The organism is Streptomyces sp. NPDC127197, from assembly GCF_042672405.1.
GTDB classification, from domain to species: Bacteria; Actinomycetota; Actinomycetes; order Streptomycetales; family Streptomycetaceae; genus Streptomyces; species Streptomyces flavusporus.
Window position 1 is genome coordinate 130,659 of sequence record NZ_JBHXVG010000016.1, and the last position, 19,115, is coordinate 149,773.

The following is a 19,115-nucleotide window of genomic DNA, read 5'->3' on the forward strand; positions in this document are numbered from 1 at the left end:
ATCATCGTGACGGCGATACCGAGTTTCACCGGCGACGCCCACCCCTACGCAGGCGGCGACCCCTACGCGGACTACCGCACCGCCGACTTCCCCTTCACCCAGTACGCCAACCTCGCCGACCGCCGGCTCGGTGCCGGAGTCATCGCCGCCAACGACGAGTTCTTCGCCCAGCGCGAGAACCTGCTGGTGCCCGAGCGCGCCGAGTTCGACCCCGAACACTTCGGGCACAAGGGCAAGATCATGGACGGCTGGGAGACCCGACGCCGCCGCGGCGTCTCCGCCGAGCACCCCTGGCCCGCGCCCGACGACCACGACTGGGCGCTGGTCCGGCTCGGCGCGTCCGGCGTCGTCCGGGGCATCGTGGTCGACACGGCCCACTTCCGCGGCAACTACCCCCAGGCGGTCTCGGTCGAGGGCGCCTCGGTGCCCGGCTCCCCGTCCCCGCAGGAACTGCTGGCCGACGACGTGAAGTGGACGACGCTTCTCCCGCGCACCCCGGTCGGCGGCCACGCGGCGAACGGTTTCCCCGTGTCGGTGGAGCAGCGCTTCACCCACCTGCGTGTCAACCAGCACCCCGACGGCGGCATCGCCCGTCTGCGGGTGTACGGCGAGGTGGTCCCGGACCCCGAGTGGCTGTCGGTGCTGGGCACCTTCGACGTGGTGGCCCTGGAGAACGGCGGCCAGGTCGAGGACGCCTCCAACCTGTTCTACTCGCCGGCCACCAACACCATCCAGCCGGGCCGCTCCCGCAAGATGGACGACGGCTGGGAGACCCGCCGCCGCCGCGACCGGGGCAACGACTGGATCCGCTACCGGCTCGTCGACCGGTCCCAGATCCGCGCGATCGAGATCGACACCGCGTACCTGAAGGGCAACAGCGCGGGATGGGCGTCGGTGTCGGTACGGGACGGCGAGGACGGCGAGTGGACGCAGGTCCTGCCGCGCACCCGCCTCCAGCCCGACACCAACCACCGCTTCGTCCTGCCGACGCCCGCCGTCGGCACGCACGCGCGCGTGGACATCTTCCCGGACGGAGGCATCTCGCGCCTGCGCCTGTTCGGCTCCCTGACGCAGGAGGGCGCGACGCGGCTCGCGGCCCGGCACCAGGAACTGGGCGGCTGACCTCACCCGGCCCGCGGAGCGCACCGGGCCGCACCGGTGCGCCCGCGCGGCTCACGCCGCGTGCCCGCCGTCGACGGAGAACTCGGCCCCGGTGACGTACGAGGCCCCCGCCAGGCAGGCGACCATCGACGCCACCTCCTCGGCCGTCCCGAAGCGCCCCAGCGCGGTCATCGCCGCCTGGCCGGCCGCATACGGGCCGTCGGCCGGGTTCATGTCGGTGTCGATCGGCCCGGGATGGACGATGTTCGCGGTGATCCCGCGTCCGCCCAACTCCCTCGCCAGGGCCTTCGTCAGACCGATCAGCGCCGACTTGCTGGTCGCGTAGAGCGTCCCGCCGGGCCCCGGCACCCGCTGGGTCATACAGGTGCCGATGGTGATGATCCGTCCGCCGTCCGTCATGCGCGCCGCGGCTGCCTGGGAGGCCAGGAACACGCCGCGTACGTTCACGGACAGCACTCGGTCCACATCGGCGAGCGCGATGCTGTCCAGTGGCCCGAGCAGCCCGACGCCCACGTTGTTCACCAGCACGTCGAGGCCACCGAGCGCCTCCGCCGTCCGCTGCACCGCTCCGGGCGCCTGGTCCGGGTCGGCGGAGTCCGCCCGCAGAGCCACGGCCCGGCGCCCCAGCGCCTCGACGGCCCGTACGACGTCGTCCGCCGCCTCCTTGCCCCACACATAGGTGATCGCCACATCGGCGCCCTCCCGCGCCAGCCGCACCGCCGTCGCCGCTCCGATACCGCGGCTGCCCCCGGTCACCAGGGCCACCTTGCCGTTGAGCATTCCTCGAGAAGTCATGCGTCCATTCCAGCGACGGCTCCACAAGAGTGCTGGCGGCGAACGGACACCGAGGTCGCACGGCCGGAACGTCCGACGCACCGATGAGTTGCGGGTGCCGGTGGGGTCTGACCTGATGACAGCAGGATCCGCCCCACGCAGACCCAGGAAGAAGGCACCCGTCATGGGCAAGCTCGTCCTCACCTCCTTCGTCACCCTAGACGGCGTTTACCAGGCCCCCGGCGGCCCCCAGGAAGACACCCGCGACGGCTTCGAGCAGGGCGGCTGGACCGTTCCGTACGCCGACGACGACTTCGGCCGGTTCGTCAACGAGGTCTTCGAACGCGTCGGCGCGTTCCTCCTCGGCCGTCGTACCTACGACATCTTCGCCGCGTACTGGCCGAAGGTGACCGACCCCGACGACCCGATCGCCTCCCCGCTGAACGCCCTGCCGAAGTACGTCGCCTCCAGCACCCTCACCGACCCGGACTGGGCCGGCACGACCGTGATCCGCGGTGACCTCGCCAAGGAGGTCATCGCCCTCAAGGAGCGCACCGACGGCGAGCTCCAGGTGCACGGCAGCGGAGCGCTGGCCCGGTCTCTGCTCGCGCTCGGCCTGATCGACACGGTCCACCTGTTGACCTTCCCGGTCGTGCTGGGCGCCGGCCGCCGCCTGTTCGCGGAGGGAACCGTCCCGACCGCCTTCCGGCACACCGGCGGCCGGATCACCGCGGCGGGCGTGTCCATCCAGACGTACGACCTGGCGGGGCGCCCGGAGTACGGCTCGTACGAGCTCCCGGAAAACGCCTAGTCGGACGGCCTACGCGCCGGTACGGCGATCAACCCCGTGCGAGCCACCGCCGTACTCCACGCCCGCCCGCGGCGATCATCCGCGCCGAGCCGGACCCCGACGGCTCATCCCGCGGGTTCCTCGTGGAGGGCGGCCAGCGCGGCGGCGAGCTTGCCCCGGCTGGTGATGCCCAGGCGTGGATAGATCCGGTACAGATGGGCGCCGACGGTGCGGTGCGAGATGAACAGGCGCTGGCCGATCTCCCGGTTGCTCAGCCCCTGCGACGCCAGCACGGCGATCTGCATCTCCTGGGCCGACAGCTGCTCGCTCTCGTACGGATGCCGCCGACCGCTCGACTCACCGGCGGCGCGCAGTTGCTCGCCGGCCATCTCCGCCCAGGGCTGCGCGCCGGCCCGCTCGAACTCGTCGCGGGCCAGTCGCAGCGGGTGCCGGGCGTCCACGTTGCGGCGTTGCCGGCGCAGCCGGCGGCCGTGGTGCAGATGCAGCCGGGCACGCGCCAGCGCCCAGCCCGCCGGCAGCGCGGTGAGCGCCGCGGCGTACCGCTCCTCGGCTGTGTCGTCCGGTGCCAGTACCGCGTCGGTGTAGGCCCGCGCGACCACCATCATTTCCGAGGGCAACCGGTCGGCCAGCTCCGGAAGTTCGGTGAGCAGGCCCCGGGCCCGCTCCACGGTGCCCGCGGCCACCGCCGCGTCCGCCAGGTCCGGCGCGAGCAGCCAGCGGCTCACGGAGTGGTAGTGCGGGTCGGCCGGATCGAATGCGCGCGCGAGAATGTCGTAGGCCTCGGTGGCGCGGCCGTCGAAGAGAGCGAGCAGACCGTCGATCTGCTGCGCCATCACCGTGACGAACGGCATCCCGGGGAACAGGCTGTGGGTGCGCAGTTCGCGGACCAGTCGCGCCGCGGCCTCGGTCTCCCCGCGCAGTGCTGCCACCAGGCCGGCTGTCGCCTTCACCCCCAGCCAGACGATCCGTTCGCCGGTCTCCTCCGCCAGGGCGATCCCCTCGCCGGACTCCTCTCGAGCCCGGTCCAGCTGACCGAGGTACACCCGCGGCCAGCTGCCGGCCAGAGAGCGGGCGAGCAGCCCGAGCCTGCCCTGCGACCGCCATGACGCAGCCGCCAGCGACAGGTACCGGGTGGCGCGGCTGATCTCGCCCACGACCATTGCGCCGCTGCCGAGGAAGTGCAGGATCCGGCCGTCCTGGCGGTTCGGCTCGATGCTGCGGAGCCGTGCGATCACGTCGGCCCCGTGTCGGTACGGTTCGGTGTATGCCCGTACCGTCAGCACGTGGGGGGCGTCCGGATCGGGGTTCCAGCGGTCGAGTTCGGCTGCGGCCTGAGCGCGCACCTGTGCGTCGCCGTCCTGGAAGAAGCATCGTGCGGCGGCCCGCCACAGCAGGTCCTCGGCGATGCCCGTGGCTCCGGCGTCCATCGCTCCGGCCGCCGCGGTGACCATGTCCTGGATCCGTCGGTGCGGCTCGTCCGGTTCGAATGCGGCCCTGTCGGACACCACCATGAGGCGGGCCTGCTCCACCGGGCCGAGCACGCTCAGGTCGGCACGGTCCAGCAGCATCTGGGCGGTGAAGCGGTCGTTGATCTCGGTGGACAGCTCGGCTGCCCGGACCAGGATGCCGGTGCGGTGGCGCGCGTCCTGCACGAGCTCGGCCGCCTGGCGCAGGGCCGGGACGGCCGCCGCCACCTTGCCCCGGGCCTGCGACGCGTCGGCGAAATGCTCGAGCCGGGCGGCCAGTTCCTCGTCCGGGCCGAGCGTGGCGGCAGCCTGGTGGGCGAGTTGGAGTTCGGGCGTGTCCGTCAACGCCGCTGCGAGGGCGCGGTGGGTGGCCAGCCGGTCGGCGACCGTGGCGCGGGTGTGGATCGCCGAGCGCATCAGCGGATGCCGGAACTCGGCGGTACGGCCGACCAGCGTGACCAGGCCCGCATCGACCGCCTCCTGCAGCGCGTCCACGGAGACCGCGGAGCCGCAGAGACGACTCGACACCTCCAGCAGCCGGCTCAGCGGTGCGGTCGGCTCGGCAGCCAGGGTCAGGAGGAAGGTGCGGCACTCCCGGCTCGCAGAGTCGGTACGCGCGGCGAACGCGGCCTCCAGTCGCTGGGTCAGCGGCAGGTCGTCCACCTGCGCGGACATGCCCTGCACCGCCTTGGGCAGCTCGACCAGGGCCAGCGGATTACCTGCGGCACGCTCCAGGACGAGCGCTCGCAGCGGCGCGGGCAGGCCGGGCGCGCCGGCATCGAGCAGCTCGGCGGCCGCCGTCCGGCCGAGCGGTTCCAGATGGAGGTCCTGTATGCCCAGGCTGAACTCGTCGGTGGAGTGGATCCGGGCGGCAGCGATGACCAGGATGGGCAGGTCGCGGGTGCGCCGGGAGACGAACCTCAGCACGTCCCGGCTGGACGAATCGAACCACTGCAGATCGTCGAGCAGCAGCAGGAGTGGCTGCTGGTCGGCTGCGTCGGCGAGCAGTTCGAGTACGGCCAGCCCGACCCGGAATATCTGGGGCTCGGTCTCCGTGGCGCTGAACGCGTCGGTCAGCGCCTCCCGCTGCGGGTCCGGCAGGTTCTCGATACCGTCGGCGGCCGGTTGCAGCAGCAGCTGCAGTGCGGCGAACGGCAGCCACTGCTCGGTCTCCACCCCGGATGTGCGCAACACCCTGAAACCGCTGTCGGCCGCCTCGGCGCCGACCGTGCGCAACAGAGCCGACTTTCCGACACCGGCGGTGCCGTGGACCAACAACGCGCCGCCCTGCCCGGCCGCCGCGTCCGTCAGCAGGCTGCGCAGGCTGCGCAGCTCCTCATCACGGCCGATCATCGCGCGGGTGCGGGCCTCGCCGGGTGTCCGGTCGTCGGCACGATGGGCAGCGGGCTGAGCATGTGGAGATTCCTCCGAAAACGGCTTACTTCGCGCCACATGCTACCCGTCCGGCGATTTCTCGCAGCAGATGGGTGTTCACCATCGGTTGAGCGGTGCACGGACGACTCGTCGCAGGCGAGTGATCGTGCACGACAGGGAGTCACACAGATGGTCACGTCATATTTCGTCCAGCAGCTGACTGACGGGGCTGTCGATACCCAAGTGACGTTCTTCTTCCCCCAGAGGTACAAGTTCCAGGATGCGCTCGAGGAACGCGTCGACCACCTTTGCCGGCGCGGCCACAACGTCCATTTCTGCACCCGAGCGCAACGAAATGAAAACCGCGCCGGAACCGTGGATTTCGGAAGGCCAGATCTGGACGTCGCCGGCACCGCTGAGCTGCCTCTGGCCGGACAACAGGAGCTCGCGTCCGAATCTCCACTCGACGGTCATATCGGTGTGCGCATTGAATATCACGCACACTGAGTACGGGTCGGCGCTGTCGTAGTGGAATTCTGTGACGACCGGCAGATGCCTCTGCCCTCTGATGAGACGCACGACCGTCCGGCACGTCACAGGCTCGGGTTGATTGTCCACCCACCCCGCGTGGACAGCTTCTGCCTTCCCGGTCATCGATTCATCCCTTCCCCACTTCTTGCCCCGAGGGGTACTGATCGGTGTCCGACCGGTACATCGGGTGGTCAGAAGTCTGAGGGCCGGTTGAGACCTGAAGCATCAGTCAAGTGACTGTGGGCGGCAGCGCGTAGCCGGAGTGCCCGGCCAAGAACTCCTGGACGCCGGTCGACCTGAGGCGGTCCTCGCAGGCGTAGCCCTGCATGGGTGTGAAGGTCGTGTGGCCACAGCTCGTGATCAGGCGCCGGGCACCGTGGTGTGGCGGGAACGCGAGTCGATGAACGCGGCGATCTTGCTCGGGTTGAACACCCACATCACCTGGTGAATGCCTTCCTGAGAGGCCGCTATCGTCATGAAGGTCGCGGGCCGGCCGTCCCGGTAGAGCAGCACGCCGCTGCGTCCGTTGGCCTCCACGGGGCGGACGTCCACCACGCCCCAGAACCGCCGCGTGGCCGTTGCCAGGTTCGCCACGCGTGCGCGGCCCAGAACGGGAACACGAGCGGCGCCCTGGATGCCGTTGCCGTCGGACAGGCTGACGGCATCCGGCGTGAGGAGGGCCTCCAGTGAGGCGACATTCCCCGTCTGCGCTGCCGAGACGAAGGCTTCGAGAAGTTGTCGGTGCACCGCCGTGTCCACGGTCTCCCGCTGGTCGGCCGCGAGATGCTTGCGGGCCCGGCTCACGATCTTCCGGACGTTGACGAGACTGAGCTGGAGCATTTCCGCGATCTCGGCATAGGCGTAGTCGAACGCCTCTCGTAGCACGTACGCGGCCCGCTCCGTGGGAGTCAACTTCTCCAGGATGAGGAGCAGCGCAAATTCCAGGGCTTCGGCCCGCTGGGCGCCCAGCTCGGGATCGGTGCTCGTGTCCACGGGCTCGGGAAGCCACGGGCCGATATAGGTTTCGCGGCGCACACGGGCCGACTGAGCCACGTTGATGGCCAGCCTGGTGGTCGTACTCGACAGAAAAGCCGCAGGGCTGACCACCACCGAGCGGTCGGTTCTCTGCCAGCGCAGCCAGACTTCCTGAACCACGTCTTCAGCCTCGACCGCGCTTCCCAGCACACGGTATGCGAGGCCGAAGAGGCGTGGACGGAGCTCCACGAAGACAGCAACGGCATCGTCCAGGGTGCTTTCCGCGGGGCATGCCTCGAGATCCATGATCCTGCTGTCTCCGTTCCTCCGAGTAACAGCTGTTCCGATCGCGTCCGCTTCATTGACCGGGTGGATCCCCGCTCTGTGACAGGTTTGCCGTACCGAATTGCCGCCCCGCGTTCGGCCGGCCCGTTCGTGGCGGAAGCACCGCTGCCGGTGGCCTCAGTCCCCGGGTTGGCCGGGCGAGTTGTTGTGCGGCCTCGGCGGGCCGGGAGGAGCGCCGGGTCGGTTCCAGGCGCGGAGTTTGTCCGGGTTGAGGATGATCCAGACCTGGACGATGTGAGGGCCCGCGATGTCGAGGCTGATGATGGCGACGACTTGGTGGTCGTACCGTACGAGGAGGCCGGTGCGTCCGTTGACGGAGTGGGTGTCGAGGGCGGTGCGGGGGTGGCGGGTGAGGAGGGTGAGCAGGCTGCGGGCGACGTGGGTGTTGCCGTGGACGGGTTTGACCAGAGCCCTGACCTTGCCGCCGCCGTCGAAGAAGGCCGTGGCGTCGGGGGCGAGGAGTGAGGCCAGGAGGGCTTCGTCCTGGGTGGTGCAGGCCTGGTGGAGGGCGCGGGCTAGGGCGTCGTGCTGCTGGGGTGGGGTGGGCCGTGCGCGGCGGGCGCGCAGGCTGCGGCGGGCGCGGTCGGCCAGTTCGGCGCATTCCGGTTCGCTCTGGCGCACGATGTCGGCGACCGCGCCCGGGGCCATGCCGAAGACGTCGTTGAGGACGAACGCCGCCCGCTCGGCGGGGGACAGGGCATCCAGCGCGTCCAGCAGCACCCCGCTGATCTGCTGCTCCAGCGTCCCGGGGGTTTCGGCGGCCGGCGGTGGGGTGCGGGTTGGGTGGTCCTGGCCGGTGCGGGTCGGGTTGCGGTCGGGCAGGGCCAGGCGGGCCAGGCAGATACTGCCGGCCACTTTCGCCAGCCAGGAGCGCGGCGTCGTGATCCGGGCGCGTGCCGGGTCGGACAGGGCGTACCAGCGCCGGTAGGTTGCGTCTATGACACTCTCGGCCTCCACACTGTTGCCCAGCATCCAGTAGGCGACATCGAGCAGGTGCCGCCGCTCGTCGAGCAGCTCCGCGATCGGTACCGCGTCATCGCCACGGTCCATACGGCATCCTCCCTCTCCCACACCACCACACGACTGCCGCGGCACTCTGTCTACGTCCGCTCGACAGCTCAGACCGGACAGCCGTGGATCGTGTGACATCAGCCCGACCAGGACCGCGGCAGCGGCCCGGTGGGCCACGGCCGTGCGCGGACGCGGCATGGCTGCGTCTCGCCCTGGAAGGCGAGTAGTCGGCGGATGCGGCAGGCGTCAGGCAGCCGGCCCGCTCAGCCGGGCTCGTACGCCGGCCGGAGGCGACGCGGAGCGCTGAACGACGGAAACAAGAAGTTGTCATCAACTCATGTCACACCTTGCAGGGATGCTCTGTCACAAGGGTGGAAACAACCACACACGCCCGCCGACCCAAGGAGCACATCGTGAACAAGCCCGTTCTCGAGCCCGCCGCGCAGAAGATCGCGGAGGCGACGGCCAACCCGCCTTTCCTGTACGAACTCGGCCCCGAGGGCGCTCGGAAGGTCCTCGACGATCTCCAGGCGGCGCCTGTCGAGAAGCCCGACGTGCAGGACAAGTGGATCACCGTACCTGCCGAGGTCGGCGATGTGCGGGTCCGCATCGTCAAGCCCGTCGATGCTCAGGGCACGCTGCCGGTCGTCCTCTACGTGCACGGCGGAGGCTGGGTTCTCGGAAACGCGGGAACGCATGATCGCCTCGTGCGCGAGCTGGCCGTCGGGGCGAATGCCGCTGTCGTGTTCGTCGAGTACGACCGTTCCCCGGAGGCCAAGTACCCGGTCGCCATCGAGCAGGCATACGCGACTGCTCGATGGATCACTGCGAAGGGCGCCGAGGAGGGCCTGGACGCCTCCCGCATGGCGGTGGCCGGCGACTCCGTCGGCGGCAACATGACCGCGGCACTGACCATCATGGCCAAGCAGCGCGGCGACGTGACCTTCGTGCACCAGTCGCTGTACTACCCCGTCACGGACGCCGCCCAGGACACCGACAGCTACCGGGAGTTCGCGGACGGGCCCTTCCTCACGGCGAAGGGCATGGCCTGGTTCTGGGACTGCTACACCACCGATCCCGCCCAGCGGGCGGAGATCACCGCCTCGCCGCTGCGGGCGAGCCTGGAGGAGCTGGAGGGCCTGCCGCCCGCGCTCGTCATCGTCGACGAGAACGACGTCCTGCGGGACGAGGGTGAGGCCTACGCCCGCAAGCTGACCCAGGCCGGCGTTCCCACCACCAGCATCCGTATCAACGGCACCCTGCACGACTTCATGATGCTCAACCCCCTGCGGCCGACGCAGGCCACAACTGCCGCGGTGGAGCAGGCCATTCACACCCTGCGTACCGCGCTCCACACCGGCTGACGCACGGCCGACAGCCCAGATCGACCGCACCGGGCCTGCGCCCACCTCTTGCCTCCACTGAACCCACACCTTCTTCGAAAGGCCTGTCATGAACCGCCGTTCTCTCTACCGACGTGCGCGCACTCCGCTCTCCCTCATGGCTACGGCGACCTTTGCCGCTGCTCTCCTTGCCACCTCGGTCGCTCCCGCGAGCGCGGGCAAGGGTTCCTCCTCGCACGGCCGTAAGCCGACCGTGGTTCTCGTCCACGGCGCATTCGCCGACTCCACCAGCTGGAACGGTGTCGTGAAGAAGCTGAAGCGGGAGGGCTATCCGGTGGTGGCCGCGGCCAATCCGCTGCGCGGGCTGAGCAGCGACGCCGCCTATGTCAAGGAACTCCTGGCCGGCATCGACGGCCCGGTCGTGCTGGCCGGGCACTCCTACGGCGGAGCAGTCATCAGCAATGCCGCCAACGGCGCCGACAACGTCAAGGCGCTCGTGTACATCGCTGCCTTCCTCCCGGACAAGGGCGAGAGCGCGGGTGAGCTGGCGGCCAAGTTCCCCGGCAGCACGCTCGGCGAAGCCCTGCGCCCTGTCCCGATCACCCTGCCCGATGGTTCCCAGGGTGCGGATCTCTACATCGAACAGGCCAAGTTCCACGACCAGTTCGCCGCAGACGTCCCGGAGAACACCACCGACCTCATGGCGGTCACCCAGCGTCCGGTGACCAGCGCCGCTCTGGAGGAGGGTGCCTCCGAGCCCGCCTGGAAGACCATTCCGTCCTGGGTCCTGGTGGCCACCGAGGACCTCAACATCCCGCCGAAGGCTCAGACCTTCATGGCCGAGCGTGCCAAGGCCCACACGGTGGAAGTCCGTGCATCGCACGCGGTGAGCGTCTCCCGCCCCGATGAGGTCGCCCAGCTCATTCAGAAGGCCGCACGGTCGGTCCGCTGACCGGCCGACTCCGAGGGCGGGCCGGCTGCGTTGCCACCCCGCCCTCCACACGCAGGGCGATGCGCTGCCGAAGTGAGGTCACTTCCGCAGCGCAGGGCCCTGAAGTCGGGGCTAGGAAGCCAGCATGATGGTTGTCGGCGTTCCCTGCCAGGCCATCTTGGCGTAGGGGCACAGTGATTCGGCCTTCTCCAGAAGGGGAGCGGCGATCTCCGAAGTGACGCCTGGCCACCTGACCACCAGGTCGACGTGCAGCAGATAGCCGCCGTCTTCCGGATCCCGCCCGAACGCCACGGTCGCCTCCACGGAGATTGCGGCAGGATCGAGCGCCTCCCGCCGCGCCACCAGACTCAGGGCCCCGTGGAAGCAGGCCGCGAAGCCGGCGGCGAACAACTGCTCGGGGTTGTTTCCCTGACCGTCCCCGCCGAGCTCGGCGGGCATGCGCAGCTCGAGGTCCAGGGCCCCGTCGGCCGACCGGGCTCTCCCCGTGGCTCGCCCGTGCGCGGCAGTGCCGCCGCTGACGGTCACGGTCGTGGAGTAGATGGGGGAGAAGGACTCCCCGTCGAAGTCCTTGTCGGTGGACAGATTGGGCAACTTGATCTGGTCGTTCACAGCATGACTCCGATGTCGTCGCGGTGCCCGCCCGGGCCGGACCTCCCCGGCCCGCCCGGAGCGGGCAAGGCGGTGGAAGGGGAGGAGTCGGCCTCTGCGGGTGTTCTTGCCTGGCGCGTGGGGCAGCACACCCGTCCGCGGGCAAGGGCCACCCGGCCGCTCATGACCATCGTCATGTCGTGTGTCCTTCAAGTCTGGGAGAACCCTGGGTTCCGGATAACCGGTAGACCGACAAGTCACCCCTCTTGTGACACGGCCAGGACCCGCTCCACCGACTGCTGCGGGAGGTCTCAGGCGCTCAGGGACGCCACGTAGGGCAGCAGCTTGGCCGGATTCATCACCCACATGATCCGGTCGATCCCCTCGGCGGACGCGTCGACGGACAGCAGGGCCACGGCGTTCCCGTCGGCGGAGACAAGGACGGCCGGCCGTCCATTGGCCTCGACCCACCGAATGTCCATCTGGGGCCAGAACCGGGGCGCGAACGCCGCAAGGTACTTGGAGACGTGCGTACGCCCGACGACCGGAATCTTCGACGCGCCGCGCACCCCGCCGCCGTCGGACCAGCTGACGACGTCCGCGGCGAGGACGTCCTCGAGCACCGCCAGATTGCCCGTCTGCGCGGCGGCGAGGAACACCTCCAGCAGCCGTTTGTGATCAACCGGGCTGACGCGCTCCCTGCGCTCGGAGGCCAGGTGCTTGCGTGCACGGCTCACCAGCTGGCGGGTGTTGGCCTCACTCGTTTCCAGGATGTCCGCGACCTGCTTGTAGGGGTAGTCGAAGGCTTCTCTCAGGACATAGGCCGCTCGTTCCACCGGGTTCAGCTTCTCGAGGAGGAAGAGAACCGCCAGCTCGAGCGCCTCGGCCCGTTCCGCCCCCAGCTGAGGGTCCTCAGTGGTGTCGACCGGCTCGGGAAGCCACGGCCCGATGTACGACTCCCGCCGCACCCGGGCGGACTGGGCGAAGTTGATGGCCAGCCGTGCGGTGACGGTGGTCAGGAAGGCCGCCGGCTCGAGGACGTCCGTGCGGTCCGTGTTCTGCCACCGCAGCCATGCCTCCTGGACGATGTCCTCGGCTTCCACCGCACTGCCGAGGATGCGGTACGCGATGCCGAAGAGCTGCGGGCGCGCCGCGAGGAACTCCCTTGTCGCCTGCTCAAGGGAGTCAGCGTCATCACCAGCGTGCACGGTTGTCCCTTCCAGCTTCGGAGCCACCATGCTACAAGCCGCCGCAGCAGCGTGTGTCCACGGCCGTGGTAGGGCACACACCGATGCCAGCATTGTGGAATTTCAGTGTTACTCGTTGTGTCCCTGGGGACTGTCCCAGGCACTGTGGTTCCCGCGTCACACATCCGGGCGTGCAGGGGCAGACGGCCACGTCCGCGATCCCCTGCAGTTCCGCCTCGTCAAGCGTATGAGGGTGAACAGTGACCCGCTCCCCCAGCTCAGCGGGGAGGGGGTCACCGCCGGGCGAGCCAGTGGGCGAACGTTTCGTGCCCCAGGTGGGCGTCCGGTGCGGGAAGCAGCGTCCGTTCCCCGATCTCCGTACCGAAGAAGGGGGCATGCGCATCGGCGACGACATCACGCAGGTCACCCCGCGCGGCCAGCAGCTTCGCGGTGAGTTCGTCGAGGCGGTGTTCCTCCGGGCCGGCGACCTGGAGAATGCCGGCCGGCGGCACTCCCACGGCGACATGAGCAACCGCAGCGGCGACATCGTTCGCCGACACCGGACGCATCAGGACGGGCGCGACGTGCACACCGTCCGCACGCGTGTTCGTCAGTGCCGTGGTCTCGACGGATTCGAAGAACGGCGTGGCGCGCACGATCGAGGAGAAGGGAACCGGCGAACGCCGCACCTGCTCCTCCTGCAGCAGCTTCGCACGGAAGTACCCCGACTTCAGCTGCTCGGCGCCCACGACGGACAGAACCACGTAATGCTCGGCACCTGCCGCCGCCGCGGCCTCCACAAGGGTGGCCGTGGCGGTGCCGAAGAAGTCCACGCTCGCCTTCTCCGTACGTGCGGGCGCGTCGGTGAGGTCCACCACGACTTCGGCGCCCCGCAGGGCCTCGGCGAGACCCTCCCCGGTGATGATGTCGACGCCCTCCCCGCGCGATACGGACACGACCTCCATGCCGTGGTCCCGGAGCCTGGCAACAGTCCTGGAACCGATCAGCCCGGTGCCTCCCGCAACAACGACTCTCATCCGGGTCTCTTTCCGTCGGGGGTCGGTGACCCCACTGGTGCTTTCATGACGATGACGGTGACGGTGAAGTCAGCCGTCCACCACACCTAGGACAGGGCTCACACTGTTGTTGTGACACTGCTCGACGTAACGCGGTCGGCCACCGTGTCACAGATCCACAGCGCACTCGGTCATCATCGGAAACGGTCATGGGACCAAGACCCACGATCACACCGAGAGCCGAGGCCGCCGACTTGTGGGCGCCGTCACTCCCGAGCATTTCGAGGACACCCGTGAACGACAGACCCGCCCGCCGGCCGAGCAGTTCACAGGTGACCGGCAGCACGCAACGGCGACGGCAGCAAGGCCGCCTGTTCTTGGGCGCGTTGGTGGGCTCAGCCGTACTCGCCGTGACGGCCACCGGCCTGGCCGTCCGCCATGATGCGGAACCGGACCGGAGCGACCGCATAAGCGTCGGTCGCACCTGCCGCTCCACGCTCGGGCAGGAGCTGGAGCTCTCCTGCGGAACGTACGGATTCGGAGACTTGCGCCACGTCTGCCCCACCGCAGCGGCCGGAGGCGGCCGGTGCGTGCCGACGAAGGCCGTGACGGTACGCAACACCGGTCCCTCCACGGTGTACGTGACCGTCATCAACGGGCCCAGGCAGGGCATCCGCGTCCAGGGCGGGGAACGGGAGATCACCCCCGGGCACTCGGCCACCCTGCGTCCCCGTGAAGGACAGCTGTTGTTCGACATCACCCTGCGCGGCGCAGGCGGGGACCCGAAGAGCCTGACTGTGACCCGCGTGCAGTGAGGCCGCCGAGCCACGTTCCGACGGCTGACAGCGCCTCGGTCGTCGACCGGCACGGTGTATCAGCTCGTCACTCCACGAAGTAAGAGTCGTGCTTGTCGAAGAACCTGGCGCGTTCTTCATCCGTGGCGTGGGCCAGCTGTGACACCTTCTCGAAGTACTCCTCGCGTGGTGCGCCCGGGGTGAAGAGCAGCAGCATTTCGGCCGGGGCGTCGGAGTCGTTGCGGAAGGCGTGCAGTCCGCCCTGCGGCACGTGCAGGAAGTCGCCCTTCTGCGCATCGATCCACTTGTCTCCGTTGAAGAGACGGACGGTGCCTTCCAGGATGTAGAAGGACTCCGAGATGGTCTTGTGGAAGTGGGTCTTGGGGCCGCCGGCCCTCGCCCTCATCTCGACTCGGTAGAGCCCGAACTCACCCCGCGTGGTCGTGGTGGTCGCCAGGTAGTGAATGGCGTCCTTGCCCGCTTCGCCGACATCGGGCGGGGTGTTCGCCGGACGGAAATCGGCGCTGACCTCGCCGCTCTCTCCCCAGTACACCTGCTCCGGGTACGACATCTTCAGCACTCCTTGGATTCGGTGGATGAACAACGCTCGTGAACAAAGACCGAGGCTCCCGGCGGATGTGACAGCTGACACCGGCCAGGAGCTGTGGCGGCAGCTTTTCCGGCTCCATGGCGGCGAGCAGCGGCAGCGCCGCCACGGCGACGATGGCTGAACACGGTGTGACAGGCCGCGCCGTAGGCCTGGGCGACGCGGAGACGGACGGCATGTGTCCGGACGGGCCGGATGCCTGGCTCAGCCGAACTGGCCGGGCCGGTAGCTGCCGGCGGGCTGCTGGTTGATGACGTTGATGCGGTTGTAGGAGTTGATGACGGCGATGAGGGAGATCAGCGCCACGAGCTGGTCCTCGTCGTAGTACTTGGCGGCGTTCGCCCAGGCCTCGTCGGTGACCCCGCCGGCCGCGTCCGCGATCCGGGTCCCCTGCTCCGCCAGCTCCAGCGCGGCGCGCTCCGCCTCGGTGAAGACCGTGGCCTCCCGCCAGGCGGCGACCAGGTTGAGGCGTACCGACGTCTCACCGGCCGCGGTGGCGTCCTTGGTGTGCATGTCGGTGCAGAAGCCGCACCCGTTGATCTGGCTGGCGCGGATCTTCACCAGCTCCTGGGTGGCGGCGGGCAGCCCCGAGTCCGACAGCACCTTGCTCGCCGAGTTGATGTGCTTCAGCACCTTGTTCGCGAGGGAATTGCCGAAGTAGTTGACACGCGAATCCATGGCGATCTCCTGGTCGAGTTGCGGATACACACCACTGACCGGACAGCCCGGCAGAATGTGACGCGATCCGGTGAACGGGCCGGCTGCCTCAGACGGCCGCGAACGTGACGCCTGTGAGACGCTCGGAGATCTGCCAGAGCCGGGCTGCGTCGGCCTCGTTCCGGGCCGACCTGTAGATCGCCAGTTGTGTGGGGCTGCCGGTGAACTGGCCAAGACCGTCAGGGCCGTACAGGCACCCGCCCTGTGCGTCACGGCTCGTGGCCGCGTACAGCAGGGGAAGCACGCCGGCGTCGACGGATTGCACGAACACGCCCCAGCGCGCGAGCCGCTTCATGATCGCCTCATGTGGTGCGGGGCGGGTGCGTCCGAGGTTGGGCCCGGATGCGTAGAGGTTGGTCAGTGTCGTACCGGGGTGAGCGGCGTTGCTGACGATGCCCCATTCGCCTGCTGTACTCCGACGGTTCAGCTCGAGGGCGAACAGCAGGTTGGCCAGCTTGGACAGGTTGTAGGCCCGCACCGGTGAGTAGCGCTGCTCGCTCTGCAGATCGTCCCAGTTGATCCTGCCGCCGCGTGCGGCGCTGCTGGTCACGGTGGTCACACGAGCCTGACCGGCGCGCAGCAAGGGCATCAGACGCCCGGTGAGCGCCACATGGCCGAGATGGTTGGTGCCGAACTGCAGCTCGTACCCGTCCTCTGTCGTGTGCCGGACAGGCGGCGCCATCACGCCGGCATTGTTGATCAGGAAGTGGATCGGTCTGCCTTCCGCGGTCAGCGTGTCGGCGAGGGTTTCGACCGAGGCGAGGGAAGCCAGGTCGAGGACGCGTGTGGAGACCTGCGCCTCGGGCACGTTCACACGGATGCGCTCCAGCGCAGCGGCACCTTTGGAGGCGTTGCGCACCGGCAGGACAAGTTCGACGCCGGCGCGAGCGAGCCGTTCGGCCAGCCCCAGGCCGATGCCGTCGCTCGCCCCAGTCACCACGGCGCGCTTTCCTCGCAGGTCGGGCACGGTTACTTCAGTCATCTCGAGCTCCCACTCGTGCAGGCCTTTCAACCAGCACCAACGTCCATGAACGGAGCCGCCCGATCCATGTGGCGCTCAACCATGGACTGACAGGGCATGGATGACATCGGTACTGCGGAGCGGACGCTTGCAGCAACACGGTGTGACACAATGTGGCAGAACGTGCCTTGCCCCGCGTCCACAGGCGAGGTGGGGGGTACGCGGGGCAAGGGGTTCTGCGGTCAGGGACCCGGCCCTCCGGGGCGGGTTGCACCGTTCCTCGGACTGAGTCGTGGGGGACTCAGCAGTCGTAGTCGATCAGGTCGAACGAGGCGTAGTGGTCCGCCGTGTAGTAGTCCTCCTGGTACTCCTCACCCGTGACGATGCGGCGCGCACCGCGCGTGGGGGAGCCCGGCGTGATCACGGTGTACTCGTGGTAGTAGCCGGAGGACTGGCTGGGCAGGATGCCTTCCCGGTTCTGGAAGACGGTGCCGTCCTGTTCGTAGGGGAAGGGGCCGCCGGCCTCGATCAGCTCGAGGGTGTCGTACGCCTGGGAGGGCAGGTCGCTGTAGCAGATGCTGCCGACCGCGGCGGCCGCCGGCGTGGCGGTGACGGTGCCGCCCACGAACAGGGCGGACAGGAGAGCGGCTGCGGCGCCGATCCGAGTGGCGCGTGGGGGGAATCTCATGCCCCCATGGTGACGCGCGTAGAGCATGGCATGTCAATGACAAGCCAGAAGATTTTCCCGTCAAGTCCGATGAGTTTTCGGGAAGTTAACCTCGCGTGCCGAGGCGCTGCCCGGCCCTCAGCCTGACTTCCGGCTCTCCGCGGCCGCGAACAGGGCGAACGCCAGCACCACCAGGGCGACGCTCGCGTAGATCTCGTAACCGTCGAGGAAACCGACCCGCTGCACGAGACCGATGTGCCAGTCGGTGAACTCGTGCAGCAGGCCCATGACGCCCTGCACCAGGGCGAGGAAACCGAGGAGTTCCAGCAGCTGTTTCATGGCCACGACCCTCGCCCCGCGGACCCCTCGCGCACATCGGCCGCGGGGCGCGCCTCTCGGTCCGGAAGTCGGTGATCTCGCCTGCCCACCGCGCCGAAAGTCGTCGGTGCCGCGACTTTGGTCGACGATCCGGCCTGCGGGGAGGTGCCGCGGTCCGCCCCTGCGTAGATTTGTCGACCGTGAAAGACGACGGGACCCTGCAACTGCCGTCGGCGTTCAAGGGACGCCGGTGGTTGTTCCCGTCCGCCCTGGTCCACGCCCTCGACCCGGACGCCGGACGGCCCGGACGCCGGCCCCGGCGCACGCTGCGCGACTGGCTCGTCGACTTCAGCCTCTTTCTGGTGGCCGTCGTCTTCGGTCTGGCGGCAGCGGACTCCATGACCCCCGAGAACACCCCGCCGACCCTCCTGGTCGTCGACCAGTGGGTCGGCGCCCTGGCCTGCGCCGCGGTCTGGCTGCGCCGCCGCTGGCCGCTCGGTCTCGCCCTCGCGATGCTCCCCGTCGGCTTCGTCTCGAACACCGCGGGCGGCGCCGGCCTGGTCGCCTTCTTCACCCTCGCGGTGCACCGGCCCTTCCGGTACGTGGGCTGGGTCGGCGGTATCTCCCTCGCACTGGTCCCGCTCTTCTTCTGGCTGCGCCCGGAACCGACCCTGCCGTACGTCGCGGCGGTCGCGTTCACCGTCCTGCTCAGCGCCAGCGTCATCGGCTGGGGCATGCTCGTCCGGTCCAAACGCCAGCTCATGTTCAGCCTGCGCGACCGCGCCCAGCGGGCCGAGACGGAAGCGCGGCTGCGTGCCGAGCAGGCCCAGCGGCTCGCCCGCGAGGCCATCGCCCGGGAGATGCACGATGTGCTCGCCCACCGGCTGACCCTGCTCAGCGTGCACGCCGGAGCGCTGGAGTTCCGGCCCGACGCGCCCCGCGACGAGGTGGCGCGGGCGGCCGGTGTCATCCGGGAGAGCGCGCACGAGGCCCTGCAGGACCTGCGGGAGATCATCGGCGTCCTGCGGGCGGGCGAGCCCGACGAGGCGGGCCGCCCCCAGCCGACGCTCGCCGCCTTCGACGCGCTGGTCGCCGAGTCCCGCGAGGCCGGCACGAAGGTCACCCTCGTCATGCGGGTCACGGAGCCGGCGGCCGTCCCCGCCTCCGTCGGCCGCACCGCCTACCGCATCGCCCAGGAGGGCCTGACCAACGCCCGCAAGCATGCCCCCGGCACCGAGGTCACCGTGTCCGTGACGGGCGCGTCGGGCGAGGGCCTCACCGTCTGCGTACGCAACCCGGCCCCCGAGGGGGAGGTCCCGCCCGTCCCTGGCTCCGGACAGGGCCTGATCGGCCTGACCGAACGTGCCACACTGGCCGGCGGCCGCCTGGAGCACGGGCCGCGGGAGGACGGTGGCTTCGAGGTGCGGGCGTGGCTGCCCTGGGGCTGAGTCGAGCTCTGCCCATGTCCCTTCGGTGCACAGCAAGTTGACTTGTGTGACGCGATGGGCTGACGTATGTCCAGCCGTCAGCAGTACACGCACCGGAAGGAAAACAGC

General features: G+C 69.4%; 19 protein-coding genes. 6 read left to right on the forward strand and 13 right to left on the reverse strand.

Annotated features, from left to right (window positions below; translation table 11 throughout):
* Nucleotides 1-6: 6 nt before the first annotated feature.
* The gene (gene alc / locus ACFVJQ_RS24755; RefSeq protein ID WP_385786940.1) at nucleotides 7-1,122 is read left to right on the forward strand and encodes an allantoicase; all 1,116 of its coding nucleotides are present in this window, start codon (nucleotides 7-9) and stop codon (nucleotides 1,120-1,122) included.
* Nucleotides 1,123-1,173: 51 nt separating this feature from the next.
* On the opposite strand, the gene ACFVJQ_RS24760 is transcribed toward alc, so the two are convergent.
* Nucleotides 1,174-1,917, reverse strand: coding sequence for an SDR family oxidoreductase (locus ACFVJQ_RS24760; RefSeq protein WP_385515304.1), 744 nt, complete (start codon nucleotides 1,915-1,917; stop codon nucleotides 1,174-1,176).
* A gap of 163 nt (nucleotides 1,918-2,080) precedes the next feature.
* Here ACFVJQ_RS24760 and ACFVJQ_RS24765 point away from each other — a divergent pair, with 163 nt between their 5' ends.
* Nucleotides 2,081-2,707, forward strand: coding sequence for a dihydrofolate reductase family protein (locus ACFVJQ_RS24765; protein WP_385786944.1), 627 nt, complete (start codon nucleotides 2,081-2,083; stop codon nucleotides 2,705-2,707).
* A 104-nt stretch (nucleotides 2,708-2,811) separates the two neighbouring features.
* Here the strand turns inward: ACFVJQ_RS24765 and ACFVJQ_RS24770 are convergent, their stop codons facing one another.
* From ACFVJQ_RS24770 to ACFVJQ_RS24785, 4 genes are all read right to left on the reverse strand, one after another.
* Nucleotides 2,812-5,526, reverse strand: coding sequence for an ATP-binding protein (locus ACFVJQ_RS24770; RefSeq protein WP_385786947.1), 2,715 nt, complete (start codon nucleotides 5,524-5,526; stop codon nucleotides 2,812-2,814).
* A 219-nt stretch (nucleotides 5,527-5,745) separates the two neighbouring features.
* Nucleotides 5,746-6,201, reverse strand: coding sequence for an SsgA family sporulation/cell division regulator (locus ACFVJQ_RS24775; RefSeq protein ID WP_385515301.1), 456 nt, complete (start codon nucleotides 6,199-6,201; stop codon nucleotides 5,746-5,748).
* 237 nt (nucleotides 6,202-6,438) lie between these two features.
* A complete protein-coding gene (locus ACFVJQ_RS24780) occupies nucleotides 6,439-7,359 on the reverse strand; it encodes an RNA polymerase sigma-70 factor (RefSeq protein ID WP_385786951.1) in 921 nt (306 codons plus the stop codon).
* 156 nt (nucleotides 7,360-7,515) lie between these two features.
* Nucleotides 7,516-8,448, reverse strand: coding sequence for an RNA polymerase subunit sigma (locus ACFVJQ_RS24785; RefSeq protein WP_385786954.1), 933 nt, complete (start codon nucleotides 8,446-8,448; stop codon nucleotides 7,516-7,518).
* Nucleotides 8,449-8,822: 374 nt separating this feature from the next.
* On the opposite strand from ACFVJQ_RS24785, the gene ACFVJQ_RS24790 reads away from it, so the two are divergent.
* A complete protein-coding gene (locus tag ACFVJQ_RS24790) occupies nucleotides 8,823-9,773 on the forward strand; it encodes an alpha/beta hydrolase (protein ID WP_385786956.1) in 951 nt (316 codons plus the stop codon).
* Nucleotides 9,774-9,861: 88 nt separating this feature from the next.
* Nucleotides 9,862-10,704: an alpha/beta fold hydrolase gene (locus ACFVJQ_RS24795; RefSeq protein WP_385515297.1), complete on the forward strand. Its 843-nt coding sequence runs from the start codon at nucleotides 9,862-9,864 to the stop codon at nucleotides 10,702-10,704.
* Nucleotides 10,705-10,815: 111 nt separating this feature from the next.
* Here the strand turns inward: ACFVJQ_RS24795 and ACFVJQ_RS24800 are convergent, their stop codons facing one another.
* The 3 genes from ACFVJQ_RS24800 to ACFVJQ_RS24810 all read right to left on the reverse strand — a co-directional run bounded on the left by ACFVJQ_RS24800 (nucleotide 10,816) and on the right by ACFVJQ_RS24810 (nucleotide 13,516).
* Nucleotides 10,816-11,313: an Ohr family peroxiredoxin gene (locus ACFVJQ_RS24800; RefSeq protein WP_385515296.1), complete on the reverse strand. Its 498-nt coding sequence runs from the start codon at nucleotides 11,311-11,313 to the stop codon at nucleotides 10,816-10,818.
* 290 nt (nucleotides 11,314-11,603) lie between these two features.
* Nucleotides 11,604-12,530 (reverse strand): RNA polymerase sigma-70 factor, encoded by a 927-nt coding sequence (locus tag ACFVJQ_RS24805; RefSeq protein ID WP_385515295.1) that lies wholly within the window; start codon nucleotides 12,528-12,530, stop codon nucleotides 11,604-11,606.
* Between the two features lie 242 nt (nucleotides 12,531-12,772).
* Nucleotides 12,773-13,516 (reverse strand): SDR family oxidoreductase, encoded by a 744-nt coding sequence (locus ACFVJQ_RS24810; protein ID WP_385515294.1) that lies wholly within the window; start codon nucleotides 13,514-13,516, stop codon nucleotides 12,773-12,775.
* 272 nt (nucleotides 13,517-13,788) lie between these two features.
* Between ACFVJQ_RS24810 and ACFVJQ_RS24815 the strand changes: the two genes are divergently transcribed.
* A complete protein-coding gene (locus tag ACFVJQ_RS24815; protein ID WP_385786961.1) occupies nucleotides 13,789-14,310 on the forward strand; it encodes a hypothetical protein in 522 nt (173 codons plus the stop codon).
* A gap of 67 nt (nucleotides 14,311-14,377) precedes the next feature.
* Here the strand turns inward: ACFVJQ_RS24815 and ACFVJQ_RS24820 are convergent, their stop codons facing one another.
* The 5 genes from ACFVJQ_RS24820 to ACFVJQ_RS24840 form a co-directional block, all read right to left on the reverse strand.
* Nucleotides 14,378-14,866: a cupin domain-containing protein gene (locus ACFVJQ_RS24820; protein ID WP_224734760.1), complete on the reverse strand. Its 489-nt coding sequence runs from the start codon at nucleotides 14,864-14,866 to the stop codon at nucleotides 14,378-14,380.
* A 234-nt stretch (nucleotides 14,867-15,100) separates the two neighbouring features.
* The gene (locus ACFVJQ_RS24825) at nucleotides 15,101-15,574 is read right to left on the reverse strand and encodes a carboxymuconolactone decarboxylase family protein (protein ID WP_385515292.1); all 474 of its coding nucleotides are present in this window, start codon (nucleotides 15,572-15,574) and stop codon (nucleotides 15,101-15,103) included.
* A gap of 88 nt (nucleotides 15,575-15,662) precedes the next feature.
* Entirely contained in the window at nucleotides 15,663-16,595 is a 933-nt protein-coding gene (locus tag ACFVJQ_RS24830) for an SDR family oxidoreductase (RefSeq protein WP_385515291.1), read from the reverse strand.
* 280 nt (nucleotides 16,596-16,875) lie between these two features.
* Nucleotides 16,876-17,262, reverse strand: coding sequence for a ribonuclease domain-containing protein (locus ACFVJQ_RS24835; protein ID WP_385515290.1), 387 nt, complete (start codon nucleotides 17,260-17,262; stop codon nucleotides 16,876-16,878).
* A 117-nt stretch (nucleotides 17,263-17,379) separates the two neighbouring features.
* The gene (locus ACFVJQ_RS24840; protein ID WP_224734750.1) at nucleotides 17,380-17,580 is read right to left on the reverse strand and encodes a hypothetical protein; all 201 of its coding nucleotides are present in this window, start codon (nucleotides 17,578-17,580) and stop codon (nucleotides 17,380-17,382) included.
* Nucleotides 17,581-17,750: 170 nt separating this feature from the next.
* On the opposite strand from ACFVJQ_RS24840, the gene ACFVJQ_RS24845 reads away from it, so the two are divergent.
* Entirely contained in the window at nucleotides 17,751-19,007 is a 1,257-nt protein-coding gene (locus tag ACFVJQ_RS24845) for a sensor histidine kinase (protein WP_385786966.1), read from the forward strand.
* Nucleotides 19,008-19,115 lie beyond the last annotated feature (108 nt).

Bases quoted from the DNA above. Each gene is read 5' to 3' on its own strand.
- ACFVJQ_RS24760 (WP_385515304.1), bottom strand. From the start codon at position 1,917: ATGACTTCTCGAGGAATGCTCAACGGCAAGGTGGCCCTGGTGACCGGG.
- ACFVJQ_RS24775 (WP_385515301.1), bottom strand. From the start codon at position 6,201: ATGACCGGGAAGGCAGAAGCTGTCCACGCGGGGTGGGTGGACAATCAA.
- ACFVJQ_RS24805 (WP_385515295.1), bottom strand. From the start codon at position 12,530: ATGGTGGCTCCGAAGCTGGAAGGGACAACCGTGCACGCTGGTGATGAC.
- ACFVJQ_RS24795 (WP_385515297.1), top strand. From the start codon at position 9,862: ATGAACCGCCGTTCTCTCTACCGACGTGCGCGCACTCCGCTCTCCCTC.
- ACFVJQ_RS24770 (WP_385786947.1), bottom strand. From the start codon at position 5,526: ATGATCGGCCGTGATGAGGAGCTGCGCAGCCTGCGCAGCCTGCTGACG.
- ACFVJQ_RS24780 (WP_385786951.1), bottom strand. From the start codon at position 7,359: ATGGATCTCGAGGCATGCCCCGCGGAAAGCACCCTGGACGATGCCGTT.
- ACFVJQ_RS24840 (WP_224734750.1), bottom strand. From the start codon at position 17,580: ATGAAACAGCTGCTGGAACTCCTCGGTTTCCTCGCCCTGGTGCAGGGC.
- ACFVJQ_RS24825 (WP_385515292.1), bottom strand. From the start codon at position 15,574: ATGGATTCGCGTGTCAACTACTTCGGCAATTCCCTCGCGAACAAGGTG.
- ACFVJQ_RS24830 (WP_385515291.1), bottom strand. From the start codon at position 16,595: ATGACTGAAGTAACCGTGCCCGACCTGCGAGGAAAGCGCGCCGTGGTG.
- ACFVJQ_RS24810 (WP_385515294.1), bottom strand. From the start codon at position 13,516: ATGAGAGTCGTTGTTGCGGGAGGCACCGGGCTGATCGGTTCCAGGACT.
- ACFVJQ_RS24835 (WP_385515290.1), bottom strand. From the start codon at position 17,262: ATGAGATTCCCCCCACGCGCCACTCGGATCGGCGCCGCAGCCGCTCTC.
- ACFVJQ_RS24785 (WP_385786954.1), bottom strand. From the start codon at position 8,448: ATGGACCGTGGCGATGACGCGGTACCGATCGCGGAGCTGCTCGACGAG.
- ACFVJQ_RS24765 (WP_385786944.1), top strand. From the start codon at position 2,081: ATGGGCAAGCTCGTCCTCACCTCCTTCGTCACCCTAGACGGCGTTTAC.